Genomic DNA, 15,470 nt, shown 5'->3' with positions numbered 1-15,470 from the left:
AATCTTAACCGCCGGATGCGACAACAGACGCGGGCCAAAGCCCGCGAGGCAGAGCGAGAGCGAGCAGAACATGATCGGTATTGTCGGTATCATCATCATCTTCGTGATGGTCTTCGGCGGCTATCTCGCCGCCGGCGGCAAGATGGGAATCATCCTCAAGTCCCTGCCCTTCGAGATGACGATGATCGGCGGAGCCGCAGTGGGCGCCTTCGTGCTCGCCAACGACATGGCCGCGATCAAGCACACCCTGAAAGACATCAAGAAGGTGTTCAAAGGCCCGCATTGGGGCCACCACGACTACAAGGAGCTGCTCTGCCTGCTCTTCGAGCTGATCCGCCTCGCCCGGCAAAACCCGGTCGGCCTCGAGGAGCATATCGAGAACCCGGCCGAAAGTTCGATCATATCGCGCTACCCCAAGATCCTCGCCGACAGGGAAGCGATCGAGCTCATCTGCGACACGCTCCGCTCCGCCTCGATGAACTACGATGACCCGAACCAGGTCGAGGAGGTGCTCGAAAAGCGCATGTCCGCCAACATGCACCACAACATGCACTCCTCCCACGCAATGCAATCCATGGCCGACGGCCTACCGGCACTGGGGATCGTGGCCGCCGTGCTCGGCGTGATCAAGACCATGGGCTCCATCGACCAGCCGCCGGAAATTCTCGGCAAGCTGATCGGCGGCGCGCTCGTTGGCACCTTTCTGGGCGTGTTCCTCGCCTACGGCATCGTCGGGCCCTTTGCGTCCAAGATGAAGGCCGTGATCGAGGAAGATGCGCATTTCTACCAGCTCATCCGCGAGGTGCTGGTGGCCAACCTGCACCAGCACGCCACTAACATCTGCATCGAAGTCGGGCGGCAAAACACCCCGGGCCACAGCCGCCCCAGCTTCTCAGAGCTAGAAGAAGCGCTGAAGAACCTCAAGTCGGAGGCCGCATGACCCCTCGGGCATGGCTCCATGCGGTCGCGCTGGTCGCGGCCTTCGTCGCCGCGCCGCTGCGGGCCGAGACAGTTCGCCTGCTCTCCGGTGAGCATGACGGCTTCACCCGCATCGCCCTCGTGCTCGCGCGCGAGAGCGCTTGGCGCGTGGGACGGATCGAGGGCGGCTTCGGCCTCAAACTGGACCGGCCCGAAATCGCCGTTGATCTCACCGGTGCGTTCGACCTCATCCCCCGCACCCGCATCGGTACGCTGGAGTTCGATGCAGCCGAAGGCTTGCTCAGCATCGGGGTCCGCTGCAACTGCCACGCCGAGGCCTTCCAGATCCGCTCCAACATCCTTGTCGTCGACATCCGCGATGGCCCGGCATCCGAGGGCAACGCCTTCACCGCGCCCCTCTTCCCTCCCACGCCAGCGCCCGCTATTGCGCCGGATCGCACGCCCCCGCCTGCAGCAGAGGTGGCCGCGGGCGCCCTCCCCCCACTCCATTCTGGCGAGTTGCGCAAGCGTTACGATCGACCCGTCGTCCTGCCCAATGCGCGGTCAGAGTCGGTAGAATCTCCACCCGCAGCGGTACAAGTGCGTGAAGAGCCCCCGGCAACCGATGCCTTCGCAGAGGCCCGCGAGAGGAGCCGGATCGCCGAGATTGAGGCCGAGCTGCTCAAGCAACTGGCTCGCGCGGGCTCGCAGGGCATGGTTAAACCCAACCCGGCCTATGCTGGGCTTGAGGGCGAGGTTGAGCAACCCGATGCCGCCATGCCGCCAAGCAACCATCCCGGCGCGAACGTCGACGCCATCACCGGGGTCGATCGCGCCGCACCCGATGCCCCGCCCCCGCCGGAAGACACGCGCGCAGCCTGCATCGCGCCGGAGGACTTCGCATTCCTCATCTCCGAACCCTCGGAAGAGCCACATCAGATGATCGCCACCGCCCGCATGGCACTGCTGAAGGAGTTCGACACGCCCGATACCTATGCCGCCGAGGCGCTCTCCCGCGTCTACCTTTACCTCGCGTTCGGCGCCGAGGCCCGGCAGGTGATCGATGACTTTCTGCCAGAGGCCGAGGTCGCCGCCCTCTACCGCGCTCTCGCTGCCGGACTGGATGACACGCCGGACCTCGCCAGTCAGGCCCTGAGCGGCCAGGTCGGCTGCCCCGGTCCGGCGTCCTTCTGGGCGATGCTGGTTGGCCCCGTTCCCGCGGCGCTGAACGAGCGCACCCAGCGCGACGTGGCCGCCACCGCCTCAGATCTGCCGCTGCACCTGCGCCGCCTTCTCGTGCCGCGCCTCGCGCAGCGCCTGCTCGCCCGCGGGCACGATCAACTGGCCGCCGCCCTGCGCGATTCTCTCGCCCGCGTCGATGGCACCCACGGTGCCGGCTACCAGATGCTTCAGGCAGCGCTGGCCGAAGAAGGTGACATCGCCTCCGGCGGAAACGGCGCCCCCTCGCCTGCAAGCAGCACTGCCGCCGAAGCAATTCTCGAAGAGGTGGCCGAGAGCAACAAGGCCGAGGCCGCGCAGGCGCTGGTCGAACTGATCCGACTGGCCAACGCGCAAGGTCGCCCGCTGCCGCCCGACAAGATAGACCTCGCCGAAGCCCTGATCTTCGAGCATCGCGATACCGACCTCGCCCGGGTTCTGCTGATCGGCCTCGCTCCGGCCTACGCCCGCGATGGCGCCTTCACCAAGGCCTTCGACCGGCTCGACGCCGCCGCAGCCTTCCCCACCGAGGCGGAGCCTGACCCGCTCGTTCAAGCCCGCTCCGCCACCGCGCTCCTGCTCGCGCAGAACGCGGCAGACGAGATATTTCTCCGCACCATGTTCCACCCTGCCCAGGCCAAGCTCGGGTCCACCGTCTCGCATGAGGCAAGCTTCGCCATCGCCGAACGGCTGCTCGCCCTCGGCTTCCCCGAGCAGACCCTCGCCCAGTCCGAAAACCTGCCCCGCGAGGATACCTACCGCCTCATGCGGGTTCGCGCCCTCGCCGCGCTTGGCCGCTATGAGCGTGCACTGGCATCCCTTGCCGGCATGCAAGGCGCTGAGAGCGACGCGCTGCGCGGCGAACTTCTCGCACGGCTGGGTGAGCACGAACGCGCCCATACCATGAGCCGGGTCGCGGGCGATGCAGAGGCAGCCCGCCGCGCCGCATGGGCCAGCGGCAGTGCCGAGGCGATCCGCGAATCAGGGAGCGAGACAGAGGCCGGCTTCACCGAGGCCACCAGCGCCGAGACCGCCCCCACCGCCCCCGGACGCCCCAGCCTTTCCGGCGCCGAAGAGCTGCTCGAACAGATCCGCCAGCGCCGCAGCGCGATCGAGACCCTGCTCGAAGAAAAATCCACCGCCACCGGGGCCGCGACTCGTCCTACGTCCCCCGCTGGCGACGAAGCCGAAAATCCGCCGGGCGCCTGACGGCGGAAACTATATGGTAACCAGCTTGCCCTAGGCTGACCAAATGTCGGATTAGCCAGAACTGCGATCTCAGATGCCCCACTGTTCCCCGCCAGAAGGCGGCCCCAGCATTGCGCCGCGCGGGCTGCCAGACTCCCCGCGTACCCCGCCCCTCGGCACGCCCCGCGCACGCCGGATCTTCATCATCCTCGCCGCTCTCGCCTTGGCCATGCTGTCGCTGCCCGCGCTAGCCCAACCCACCCGGCCAGAGCTTTGCGAGGCCGCCGCTACCGAGGCCGCCGCCAAAACCGGCGTGCCGCTCTCCGTCCTTCGGGCGATCATGCTCACTGTCAGCGGCCGCAAGAGCGAGGAAGGTCTGGTGCCTTGGCCCTGGACAATCGGCGCAGGCGGCCAGCGCGTCTGGTTCGAAACCGCCGATGATGCTCGCGCCTATGCCTACCAGCAGATCAAGGCCAGCGAGCCCGCGCTTGGGCTCGGCTGTTTCCAGATCGACTACGCCAAATACGGCCCCGAGTTCGCCTCACTCGAAGACATGCTGACCCCGCGCATCAACGCCGAGTTTGCCGCATCTCTCCTGCTCGGTCTGCACGCCAAACACGGCGGCTGGGGCTATGCTGCCGCCGCGCTCAAAGGCCTCGCTCCTGAAGAGTCAGAGACTTGGCTAGCAAGCTTCAACCGCAACCGCAGTTCGCTCCATGCGGAAGCCTACGATACGGCGCTCACCACCACCGGCCCGCAAGAACACCAGCCCCGGCTCAACACCTACCCGCTCCTGCAAAACACCGGCGCGGCACAAGCTATGGGATCGCTGGTGCCCACCGCCCCAGCATACCCGGGAGCCAGCCTCTTCACCCCGGCAGAAGGGCTCTGAGTGATGGCCCTCGGCAAGGCCGAACTCTTCAAACCCACAATCCTGCTGGCGCTCGCATTGATGGGCGTCATTACGATGATGATCCTGCCGATGCCGTCGTGGGTGCTCGACATCGGCCTTGCCGGCAGCTTCGCGCTCGCCATCCTGATCTTCACCGTCACCCTCTTCATCGAGCGCCCGCTTGATTTTTCGTCCTTCCCGACGATCCTGCTGGCCTCGCTCATGCTGCGCCTGTCGCTCAACGTCAGCTCGACCAAGCTGATCATCGGCGAGGGCCACACCGGCACCCGGGCGGCGGGCAGCGTGATTGAGGGCTTCGCCATGTTCGTCATGGGCGGCTCGGTGTTTCTGGGCCTCGTCGTCTTCGGCGTGCTGATGATCGTGAACTTCATGGTTATCACCAAGGGCGCCGCCCGCATGGCCGAGGTCGGCGCGCGGTTCGCGCTCGATGGTATGCCCGGCAAGCAGCTCGCTATCGATTCCGACATGTCCGCAGGCGCAATCGACCATGCCGAGGCCAAGGCGCGGCGCGAGTTGGAGCAGGCCGAAACCACCTTTTTCGGCTCGCTCGACGGTGCCTCGAAATTCGTGAAGGGCGATGCCGTTGCCGGGTTGCTGATCACCCTGCTGAACCTCGTGATGGGCCTGATCATGGGCGCCGCCGTTCATGGCCTCCCGCTGGCCGAGGCCTTCCAGACTTATGCGATCCTCACTGTCGGCGACGGGCTCGTCACGCAGATCCCTGCCGTCATCATCTCCATCGCCTCCGCCCTGCTACTGGCCCGCGGCGGCGAGAAGGGGGCGACCGACCTTGCCCTCGTGGGCCAGCTTGGCAAGCACCCGGCGGCGATTGCGACCGTCGCCGTCCTCATGGCGCTCTTCGGCCTCGTCCCGGGCCTGCCGATGCTGCCCTTCTTCGCGGGTGCTGTGACACTCGGGATCTTCGCGTGGCGACGGCAAAAGGTGCTGCGCGCCGACGCCATCGCCGCCGCGCAGCCCGCGCCGGAAGCCGCCAAACCGGCTCGAAAATCCGTCGGCGACATGCTCGACCTCGACGATATCCACGTCGAGTTCGCACCTGATCTGGTGGCCATGGTGCTCGACCCGGCCACCGGCCTCGACGCCCGGATCGAGAACATGCGCGCCCATGTAGCCGGCGCCTACGGTCTCATTCTTCCCGAGATCCGGCTGACGGATAACGCCGCGCTCAAGCCGCAAACCTACGCCATCCGCATCCACGGCGTCACCCAGGCCACCAACACGCTCCATCCCGACCGGGTGCTCGCGCTGGCCGGTGACACGCCCGAACTGCTGCCCCCCGGCGAGGATTGCAACGAACCGGTCTATGGTGCCCCGGCCCGCTGGATCTCGGAGAACGCGCGGGAAGAGGCGGCGCTTCGGGGCTCCACCGTGGTCACCTCCGCCGAGGTGCTCGCCACCCACCTGCTGGAGGTGCTGAAGCGCAACTTCGCCCGGCTGCTCACCCTGAAGGCCCTGCGGCGGCTGCTGGAGGAGCTTTCCAACCTCTCCGATCCGGTCCGCGCCGAGGCCAACCGCCGCCTGATCGACGAGTTGGTGCCCGACAAGGTGCCAACCGAACTACTGCTCGCCGTCATGCGGCTGCTGCTCGATGAGCAAGTCTCTGTCCGCAACCTGCCCCTTATTCTCGAGGCGATCTCGGAGGCGCGCGGCACTTATTCCGCCCCGGAGGCGATTTGCGAGCACGTCCGCCAGCGCCTCGGCTTCCAGCTGGTCTCCGAGCTGCGTCGGGAGGATGGCACCCTGCCGTTGCTGCAACTCGCCCCCGAATGGGAGGAAAAATTCCTTGCCCACCAAGTCGATGGCGGCAACGGCACCGAGGATATCGCCCTGCCGCCCGAGGCCTTCTCCAGGCTCGCAACCGGTGTCTCCGAAAAGCTCTCCCACGCGGCCGAAAGCGGGGTCTCGCCCGCGCTGGTCACCACCTCCCGCCGCCGCCGCTTCCTAAAAACCGTGCTGACGGCCAAGGGCATCGGCACGCCAGTGCTCTCCTTCGAGGAAATCGGGATGGATGCGCGCCCGGCTCTGATGGGCGTCATCGCAGCATGAGCCGTCCCGCATGAGCCGCCGCACGTGATCGAGACTCTCGCACAGCTTCTCGGCTTCTCTCAAGACGCCCTTGTGACCGGATTCACCGTCTTCCTCCGGATCGGCGCGGCGATGATGATGATCCCTGCCTTCGGCGAGGCCGGGGTGCCCGCCCGCATCCGCCTCGCCGCCGCGCTGGCCTTCACCGCCATCGTCGCGCCCATGGTCGAGGTGCCGCAATCCGCCTCGCTCACCGACATCGCCCTCTCGCTTACCCTCGTCAGCGAAACCGCCATCGGCCTCGTCTTCGGCTTCGGGCTCCGGCTCTTTGTCTATGCGCTCCAGGTCGCGGGCTCGATGGCGGCGCAATCCACCTCGCTCGCCCAGATCTTCGGTGCCTCCAAGGATGTGGATCCGCAGCCCGCCATCGGCCACCTGCTCGTTGTCTCCGGGCTCGCGCTCGCCGCCATGTCGGGCCTGCATGTGCAGGTCGCGATTGGCTTCGTCCAAAGCTACGAGGTGCTGCCGGTCGGCGCTGTCATCGGCGCCGGCGAGGCGATGGCCTGGGGGGTGGAGCGCATCGGCGCGTCCTTCGGGATGGCCTTCTCGCTCGCCTCGCCTTTCATCATCGCCGCGCTGATCTACAACATCGCCCTCGGGGTGATTAACCGCGCCATGCCCCAGCTCATGGTGGCCTTCGTCGGCGCGCCCGCCATCACTGCGGGCGGGCTCATCCTGCTGTTCTTCTCCGCGCCATACCTGCTCTCGCTCTGGCTGGATGCGCTGCAGCGCTATCTCGCCATTCCGCTGGGAGGATAGGGGATGGCCGGGCAGAACGACGAAGGCGAAAAGCAACACGAACCAACCCAGAAGCGGCTGGAGGACGCCCGCAAGAAGGGCGAGGTTCCGCGCTCGACCGATATCACCACCGCCACCGCCTATGGCGGGCTGCTGCTGGCCATGCTCACCGCCGGGGCCTCCAGCGTGGGCACGCTCGGCACCACCGGCAGCCAGCTCCTCGCCCAGGCCGACCGTCTCGCCCCGCTGATGACCGGGCCGGGCTTTGCCACCCTCTCCGGCGGGCTGCTGGCACAGGTCGCCACCGCCATCGCCCCGTGGTTCGCCATCCCCGCGCTCGCCTGCGTGCTTTCGCTCATTGCCCAGCGGGCGGTGACCTTCGCGCCCGAGAAGATCCAGTTCAAACTCAGCCGCATTTCGCCGCTCTCCAACGCCAAGAACAAGTTCGGCCGCGGCGGGCTCTTCGAGTTCTTCAAGAGCTTCCTCAAGCTCACCATCATCTCGGTCGTGCTCTTCGTCTACCTCGACCGCCGCCTGCCCGACATGCTCTCGGCCACCGCGCTCGAGCCGGGGCAGGTCGGCGCGCTGCTGGGGCGGCTCTGCCTCGATTTCCTGCTCATCGTCACCGCCATCATGGCCGCCATCGCCACGGTGGACTTCATGTGGCAGCGGGCCGAGCACATGCGCAAAAACCGGATGAGCCACCAAGAGCTGAAGGACGAACACAAGGAGAGCGAGGGCGACCCTTACATCCGCCAGCAGCGCCGCCAGAAGGCCATCGAGATCGCCTCGGCGCAGATGATGGGCGAGGTGCCCAAGGCCGATGTCATCGTGGTGAACCCACAGCACTACGCAGTCGCACTCAAGTGGAGCCGCGAGTCGGTGGGGGCGCCGGTCTGCGTGGCCAAGGGGGTGGATGAGGTCGCCGCGCGCATTCGCGAAAAGGCGCAGGAGGCGGGCGTGCCGATTCACCGCGATCCGCCCACCGCACGGGCGCTCTTTGGAACCGTCCAGATCGGCGAAGAGATCCGCCCCGAGCATTATGCCCCGGTCGCAGCCGCCATCCGCTTCTCCGAGGCGATGCGCCGCAAGGCGCGGGCCAGCTATGCCCGCAGGCGCAGCCCATGAGCGTGAAGAGAAAACAGATGCAAAGCCTCTCCGGCCTGATGGAGGCGCGGTTCATGGCCGGTCAGGGCACGCTCAAGCAACGCCTCGCAGAAGAGGCCCGCCTCGCCGCCGCCATCGACGAGATCGACAAGGCCCGCCGTCAGGCCATGGCGGATGCGTCCGACCCGGTCCATTTCAGCCCGTCCCACGCGCGGGCCACCAACGTGTGGCTGCGCTGGACCGATGCGCGCAAGGCGGTGCTCAACCGCGACCTCGCCCGCGCCCGCGCCGCCTCGGCCAAGGCCCGCAAGGCGTTGGCCCGGTCCTTCGGTCAGATGCAGGCCAGCCGGGAGCTGATCCGCAAGCTATGAGAGCCGCTTTTCCATGAAGAGCGAGGAGGCCGCATCGGGGTAGGCGCCGAACGGGCCGCGCTCCTTGAACCCCGCCGCCCGGTATACCCTATGCGCCGCCTCCAGCAGGTTGCCTGTCTCCAGCCGCAGCCAGCCCAGCCCTCGCGCGCGCGCCTCCGCCTCGATCGCCGCAAGCACCTTGCCGGCCACCCCACAGCCCCGCGCCGCCTCATCGGTGAACATCGATTTCACCTCGCCGTAGCCCGCCTTCACCGCCAGCGCCCCGGTGCCCACCACCCGGCCCGCGTCCTGCGCGATAAAAAACACGATATCCGGCCCGGCCAGCGCGTCGATATCGAGAAAGAAGTTGTCCTCCGGCGGAAACAGCCGTTCCATCAGCGCGTGGCTCTGCTTCAGCAGAGCGGTCGCCTCCGGGTGCCGCGGGTCTCCGACCGTCACCTCGATGTCGCGCATATCAGCCTCCGTCTCGGCGTTCCCCCGCCGTCACCCGCTCCATATCTTGTGGATAAGGCCAAAATCCAGCCCAGATGCTGATTGACAGACGCAGCACACCCCCCAAACATGGGTCAGCCCCGGGGAATCGCCCCCACGGGGCATGGGGACAACAACCGGGGCAGCAGGCAGCGTGCGTTTCACACGGCTCAGACTCAATGGCTTCAAGAGCTTCGTCGATCCGACCGACCTGGTCATCGCCGATGGCCTGACCGGCGTTGTCGGCCCGAACGGCTGCGGCAAGTCGAACCTGCTGGAAGCCCTGCGTTGGGTCATGGGCGAGAACCGCCCCACCGCCATGCGCGGCGGCGGCATGGAAGATGTGATCTTCGCCGGTGCCGCCTCGCGCCCGGCCCGCAACTTCGCCGAGGTCTCGATCCACATCGACAACGCCGAGCGCCTCGCGCCCGCCGGGTTCAACGATGCCGATGTGCTCGAGGTCGTCCGCCGCATCACCCGCGATGCCGGCTCGGCCTACAAGGCCAACACCAAGGATGTGCGGGCGCGCGACATCCAGATGCTCTTCGCCGATGCTTCCACCGGCTCGCACAGCCCGGCGCTGGTTCGGCAGGGGCAGATCTCCGAGCTGATCAACGCCAAGCCCAAGAACCGTCGGCGCATTCTGGAAGAAGCGGCAGGCATTTCCGGCCTCTACCAGCGCCGCCACGAGGCCGAGCTCAAGCTGAACGGCGCCGAGCAAAACCTCGCCCGCGTCGATGATGTGATCGAGCAACTCGCTGCCCAGCTTTCGCAGCTCGCCCGGCAGGCCCGGCAGGCCGCCCGCTATCGCGAGATCGGCACCGAATTGCGGCAGGTCGAAGGCCTGCTGCTCTACCGCCGCTGGAAAGAGGCCGATGAGGCCGTGGCCGCCGCAGGCCACGCCCACCGCGAAACCGTCGCCGCCGCCTCCGCCGCCGAACGCGCCGTGCTGGCCGCCGAAAAGCGCCGCAGCGAGACCGATGCCGCCCTGCCTGCGCTCCGCGAGGAAGAGGCGATTGCCGCCGCCGTGCTGCAACGGCTCTCGGTCGAGCGCGGCGGGTTGCGTGAGGAAGCCACGCGCGCCGAGGCCGCCATCGACACGCTGAAGAACCGGCTGGTCCAGCTTGCCCGCGACATGGAGCGTGAAGACGGGCTGAACCGTGATGCTGGAGAGACCGTCCAGCGCCTCGGCTGGGAGGAGACCGAGCTGCAAAAGGCCGGCGAGGGCCATGAGGAAAAGCTGGAGCAGGCCACCGAGGCCGCCCGCAAGGCCGCCTCCGTGCTCTCCGAGATCGAGGAGCAACTGGCTGAAAAGACAGAAGATGTCGCCCGCCTCGCCGCCCGCCACCAATCTGCCCAGCGGATGCAGGCCGATGCCCGTAGCGCCGCCGACCGGGGCGAGGCCGATGCCGCCAAGGCCCGGGCGCAGGCCGAGGAGGCGCGGGGCCGCAAGTCCGGCGCCGAGGAGGCGATGCGCGCGGCCCAGATGGCCAGCGAGATTGCCAGCGCCAAAGCCGAAGAGGCCGAGGCCGCGCTCGAGGCCGCCGATGCCGCCCGCGCCGATATCGCCGGGCGCGAGGCCGAGGCCCGCGCCGCCGCCTCCGCCGCCGAAGGCGAAACCAAGACCCTCTCCGCCGAGATGCACGCGTTGGCCCGGCTGGTCGACCGCGAGGGCACCGAGGGCGCGCAGGTGCTCGACATGCTCTCCGTCGACAAGGGCTACGAAAAGGCCCTCGGCGCCGCGCTGGCCGACGATCTCCGCGCCCCCGCCGTCGAGGCCGATGCGCCCTCCGGCTGGGCCGCCCTGCCCGCCTATCCCGCGCCGCAGGGCCTGCCCGGCGGGCTGCATCCGCTGGCCGATTATATGCATGTGCCCGAGGTGCTCCAGCGCCGCATGGCCGAGGTCGGGCTGGTGAACTCCCCCGAGGAGGGCGCCGCGCGGCAGGCCGAGCTGAAACCCGGCCAGCGGCTAGTGAGCCGTGAGGGCGACCTCTGGCGTTGGGACGGCTTCCGCGCCGGGGCCGAGGATGCGCCCTCCGCCGCCGCCCTCCGGTTGGAGCAGCTGAACCGGCTGGAAGAGCTGAAGATCGACCTCAACGAGGCCGAGGCCCGCGCCGAGGGCGCCCGCTCCGCGCACCGCAGCCTTTCCGACGAGTTGGCCCGCGTGACCGAAGCCGACCGCGCCGCCCGTCAGGCCCGCCGCGAGGCCGACACCGCGCTCGCCGATGCCTCCCGCGCCCTGAACCGCGCCGAGAGCGATGCCGCCATGGCCGCCACCCGCGCCGAGGCCGCCGAGATGGCGGTGAAACGGCATGAGGACGAGGCCGCCGATGCTCGTGGCCGTCTTGTCGAGGCCGAGGCCGCACTGTCTCAACTCGGCGATCTGGAGGAGGCGCGCGGCAACGTCGAGGCCGCCAAGAGCCTCGTCGAGAATGCCCGGCAAGATATGCTCTCCCGCCGCGCAGTGCAGGACGAGATCCGCCGCATGGGCGAGGCCCGCGTGCGCCGCCTGCAGGAAATCGCCCGCGAAGTCGCCAGCTGGACCGAGCGCCTCACCAACGCAGAGACCCGCTCCACCGAGTTGAAAGAGCGCCACGCCGCCACAGAGGCCGAGCTGGAACAGGCCGAGGCCGCCCCGGAAGAGATCGAGGCCCGCGAGGCCAAGCTTCTCGAAGCCCTCGAAGGAGCCGAAGACCGCCGCAAAGCCGCCGCTGACGCGCTGGCGACGGGCGAGAGCGCCTGGCGCGAGGCTCAGGCTCAGGAACGCGAAGCCACCAAGATCGCAGGCGATTTGCGCGAGGGCCGGGCCGCCGCTCAGGCCCGCATGGAGGCCGCGCAGGAGGCCCGCAAGCTCGCCGAGGAGCGCATCCACGAAGAGCTGGAATGTGCCCCCGCGAAACTGCTCGAGACCCTCGACACCGACCCCGAGAAGATGCCCGGTGTCGATGCGCTCGAAAATGACCTCTCCCGCCTGCGCCGCCAGCGCGACGCCCTCGGCGCGGTGAACCTCCGCGCCGAGGAAGACGCCAAAGAGGTCCAGACCGAGCATGACGAGCTGGTCAAGGAAAAGGCCGATCTCGAAGAGGCTATTCGCGCCCTGCGCAACGGCATCGCCGGCCTCAACAAGGAGGGCCGCGAGCGCCTGCTGACCGCCTTTGAACAGGTGAACTCTAACTTCACCTTGCTCTTCAAGCACCTCTTCGGTGGCGGCGAGGCGTCGCTCGAACTGGTTGAATCCGATGACCCGCTGGAAGCCGGCCTCGAAATCATGTGCATGCCGCCGGGCAAGAAACTCAGCACCCTGAGCCTGCTGTCAGGCGGCGAGCAGACCCTGACCGCGCTGGCGCTCATCTTCGCCGTCTTCCTCGCCAACCCCGCCCCGATTTGCGTGCTCGACGAGGTGGACGCGCCGCTCGACGATGCCAACGTCACCCGTTTCTGCGACCTGCTCGACGAGATGACGCGGCGGACAGATACCCGCTTTCTCATCATCACCCACCACGCGGTGACGATGAGCCGGATGGATCGCCTCTTTGGAGTCACCATGCAGGAGCAGGGCGTGAGCCAGCTCGTTTCGGTCGACCTCAAGAAGGCCGAAGCGCTCGTCGCCTGACGAACGCCCCGCACTCTACAGGTAGGGTGGGCAACATGCCCACCTTCCACGTCACCCCTTGATGCTCTCCGCTGAGGCCATGCCTTCGGCCTTCGACTTGCCACCGATCTCGTCGCGCACAGCTTTCTCGATGCGCTCGCCAATGTCGCCGTCGATGTTGCGCCAGTACTCGAACGCCCGCACCAGCACCTTCTCGCTGACCCCGGCGCTCAGGTGCCCGGCGACGTTGTTCACCAGCCGCTCCCGGCCGCCATCGTCCATCACCTCGCGCACCAGCGTTCCGGCCTGGCTCCAGTCGTCGTCATCCTCGCGCAGCATATAGGCCTCGCGCACCATCTCGCCGTCGCTGTGCCACAGCCCGGCCTCGTGCTCGTGAGGCTGCGCCTCCGGCCCGCCGTAGGTGTTGGGCGCATAGACCGGGTCGCTCACCGGCACCGTCCGCCCCGCACCATCCTTCGAGTAGCTATGCACCGGCGATTGCGCCTTGTTCACCGGAATTTCCTTGTAGTTCACCCCAAGCCGCGCGCGGTGGGCATCGGCGTAGGAAAATCCCCGCGCCAGCAGCATCTTGTCGGGCGAAAGGCCCATACCCGGTACCATGTTGTTCGGCTCGAACGCCGCCTGCTCGATCTGGGTATGAAAATCGGTCGGGTTCCGGTCCAGCACCATCTTGCCTACCTCGATCAGAGGATAATCGGCATGCGGCCAGACTTTGGTCAGGTCGAACGGGTTGATCCGGTAGGTCTTGGCATCATCCCACGGCATCACCTGCCACTTCAGCGTCCAGCTCGGGTGGTTGCCCTCGCGGATCTGGTTGAACAGGTCGGCCCGGTGATAGTCGCCATCCGTCCCCGCCAGCCGGTCGGCCGCTTCCTGCGTCAGATGCGCGTTGCCGTCACCTTGGTCGGTATGAAAGTGGAACTTCACCCAAAACCGCTCACCCTCGGCGTTCACCAGCGAGTAGGTGTGCGAGGAATAGCCATTCATCTCGCGCCACGTCCGCGGGATGCCCCGGTCGCCCATCAGGTAGGCCACCTGATGCGCGCTCTCGGGCGACAGCGTCCAGAAATCCCACTGCATGTCATGGTCGCGCAACCCGTTGTCCGCGCGACGTTTCTGGCTGCGAATGAAGTGCTGAAACTTCATCGGATCACGAATGAAGAAGATGGGCGTGTTGTTGCCCACCATGTCGAAATTGCCTTCCTCGGTGTAGAACTTCACCGCAAAGCCGCGCGGGTCGCGCCATGTGTCAGGGCTGCCCTGCTCGCCCGCCACGGTGGAAAAACGGGCGAGGATGTCGGTCTTCGCGCCCGGCTGAAACACCTTCGCCTTGGTGTATTTCGAAACATCCGCAGTCACTTCAAAATGGCCGAAGGCGCCCGAACCCTTGGCATGAGGTTGCCGCTCCGGGATGCGCTCGCGGTTGAAGTTGGCCATCTGCTCCAGCAGGTAGTGATCGTTCAGCACGATCGGGCCGTCGCGGCCAACGGTCAGCGAATGCTCATCGCTCTGCACCGGAATGCCGGCATCGGTGGTGGTGGGCGGGGTGGAGGGTTTCTTGGCCATGTCGGGCTGCCTTTCGTTCAGGTGGCGTTGCCAACAGAACGATCCAGCCAATCAGAGGTTCCGGCGCGCGCCGGAATGGCCTTGGCGCAGGCGGCGTCGGCCGCTCAGACCATCTCTTTCACCAGTTCGCCGATCTTCTTGGCGACGGACTCCAGCGTTTCTGAATAGGCCCGCACCCGCTCGCGAATTTCCGGCTCGCACTCGGGCACGCCGTCGAGCGTGGCATATAACTCTTCGCTGCGACGATGGAACTTGAGGCTCAGGTCCTCCACCATCGTCTCATAGGATTTTTCGGCGAGCTGAAAGTAATCTTGCCGATCGCCCGGCTTCGTCACCCGGCGGATCATCCGGCGGTCGATCAGCGCGCGGGTCGCGGTGCTGATACTGCCCCGGCTCACCTGAAGCTCCGTCGCAAGATCGCAGAACGCAACCGGAGACCCTTCCCAAACCAGCGCGCCCATCACCCGCCCTGCGGTGCGCGGCAGGCCGTCGGATTGCATCAGCAGCCCGATCTTCTCGATGAACTCGTCACGGATTTCTTCGATGGATTTGGTCATTCGGTCGCCTCTTCGGAGCTTCAATTCATATGCGTCTTGGTCACTGTTCTTCTGTCGTTCTCGTGAGTTCAGATAGTACTAAACGCACTTAAAGTCTAGTGGTTCCCCTGTCCTGTGCGCCTGCGGAGGCTGCCCCGGTCCCCCTCACCATTTTTGAATCAAGCAAAATCAATACGTTACTCCATTCATTCCGATTATTTTGTTCTGTTTGTTTGATTCATACTAAACAGACCATACATCGGGCTCATCACGATGCAAGACATCGCGCCAACAGCCCACCAACGGGCACCACACGAAAGAGAGACAAGACAATGAAACCCCCCATCCTCGCAGCCGCCATCCTCGCCGTCGCCGCTCCCGCGTTCGCAAGCGATGCCAGCCTCGCCCGCTCCCTCGGCGTTCAGCCCGGTGCCTATACCCAAGAGCAGCTGGCCACGCTGAAAGCCCACGAGGGCGACTCAGCCGGTGAATCCCGCGTCTACTTCGGTGGCGATGCCGCCAACGGCGTGGTCAATGACGTGGCCGCCGCCAAGTTCCGCGAGCTGAACGCCGAGCAAAACAACGGCGTGTCCGGCACCTCGCAGGCGGTTGCCGCCCGCGGCATCATCAACCCGGTTGCCGAAGCCAAGTTCCAGGAACTGCGCGCCGAGTAATCCGCGCCCATCAGCGCACCAAAAAGGGGGCCGTCATGGCCCCCTTTCTAT

General features: G+C 66.8%; 12 protein-coding genes. 9 read left to right on the top strand and 3 right to left on the bottom strand.

The genetic code is table 11. The features are described from left to right. Positions 1-70 precede the first annotated feature (70 nt). From motA to ACUXVX_RS04330, 7 genes are all read left to right on the top strand, one after another. Positions 71-940: a flagellar motor stator protein MotA gene (gene motA, locus ACUXVX_RS04360; protein WP_222495783.1), complete on the top strand. Its 870-nt coding sequence runs from the start codon at positions 71-73 to the stop codon at positions 938-940. After that, complete coding sequence (locus tag ACUXVX_RS04355) at positions 937-3,345, top strand: hypothetical protein (protein ID WP_446310532.1); 2,409 nt, start codon at positions 937-939, stop codon at positions 3,343-3,345. The genes motA and ACUXVX_RS04355 overlap by 4 nt, the downstream gene beginning before the upstream one ends. A gap of 73 nt (positions 3,346-3,418) precedes the next feature. Continuing rightward, positions 3,419-4,216, top strand: coding sequence for a hypothetical protein (locus tag ACUXVX_RS04350; RefSeq protein ID WP_446310531.1), 798 nt, complete (start codon positions 3,419-3,421; stop codon positions 4,214-4,216). 3 nt (positions 4,217-4,219) lie between these two features. Next, positions 4,220-6,304 (top strand): flagellar biosynthesis protein FlhA, encoded by a 2,085-nt coding sequence (flhA, locus tag ACUXVX_RS04345; protein WP_446310530.1) that lies wholly within the window; start codon positions 4,220-4,222, stop codon positions 6,302-6,304. 24 nt (positions 6,305-6,328) lie between these two features. Beyond that, positions 6,329-7,102, top strand: coding sequence for a flagellar biosynthetic protein FliR (locus ACUXVX_RS04340; RefSeq protein WP_446310529.1), 774 nt, complete (start codon positions 6,329-6,331; stop codon positions 7,100-7,102). A gap of 3 nt (positions 7,103-7,105) precedes the next feature. Further along, entirely contained in the window at positions 7,106-8,209 is a 1,104-nt protein-coding gene (locus tag ACUXVX_RS04335) for an EscU/YscU/HrcU family type III secretion system export apparatus switch protein (RefSeq protein WP_446310528.1), read from the top strand. Then, positions 8,206-8,559: a hypothetical protein gene (locus ACUXVX_RS04330; RefSeq protein WP_446310527.1), complete on the top strand. Its 354-nt coding sequence runs from the start codon at positions 8,206-8,208 to the stop codon at positions 8,557-8,559. Before ACUXVX_RS04335 ends, ACUXVX_RS04330 begins: the two co-directional genes overlap by 4 nt. Here ACUXVX_RS04330 and ACUXVX_RS04325 read toward each other — a convergent pair. Further along, positions 8,554-9,012, bottom strand: a complete 459-nt coding sequence (locus ACUXVX_RS04325; RefSeq protein ID WP_446310526.1) for a GNAT family N-acetyltransferase — start codon at positions 9,010-9,012, stop codon at positions 8,554-8,556. The two genes, ACUXVX_RS04330 and ACUXVX_RS04325, sit on opposite strands and share 6 nt — an antisense overlap. 172 nt (positions 9,013-9,184) lie before the next feature. Between ACUXVX_RS04325 and smc the strand changes: the two genes are divergently transcribed. Then, the gene (smc, locus tag ACUXVX_RS04320) at positions 9,185-12,643 is read left to right on the top strand and encodes a chromosome segregation protein SMC (RefSeq protein ID WP_446310525.1); all 3,459 of its coding nucleotides are present in this window, start codon (positions 9,185-9,187) and stop codon (positions 12,641-12,643) included. A gap of 51 nt (positions 12,644-12,694) precedes the next feature. Here the strand turns inward: smc and ACUXVX_RS04315 are convergent, their stop codons facing one another. Together ACUXVX_RS04315 and ACUXVX_RS04310 are read right to left on the bottom strand one after the other, a co-directional pair. Next, a complete protein-coding gene (locus tag ACUXVX_RS04315) occupies positions 12,695-14,209 on the bottom strand; it encodes a catalase (protein WP_446310524.1) in 1,515 nt (504 codons plus the stop codon). Between the two features lie 104 nt (positions 14,210-14,313). Next, positions 14,314-14,766: a GbsR/MarR family transcriptional regulator gene (locus ACUXVX_RS04310; protein WP_446310523.1), complete on the bottom strand. Its 453-nt coding sequence runs from the start codon at positions 14,764-14,766 to the stop codon at positions 14,314-14,316. Positions 14,767-15,077: 311 nt separating this feature from the next. On the opposite strand from ACUXVX_RS04310, the gene ACUXVX_RS04305 reads away from it, so the two are divergent. Continuing rightward, positions 15,078-15,419 (top strand): hypothetical protein, encoded by a 342-nt coding sequence (locus ACUXVX_RS04305; protein WP_446310522.1) that lies wholly within the window; start codon positions 15,078-15,080, stop codon positions 15,417-15,419. The last annotated feature ends 51 nt before the right edge of the window (positions 15,420-15,470 follow it).

Source organism: Vannielia sp. SX4, from assembly GCF_052828525.1.
The sequence above is the reverse complement of the archived record's forward strand: the minus strand, read 5'-3'. Positions and strand labels throughout refer to the sequence as shown.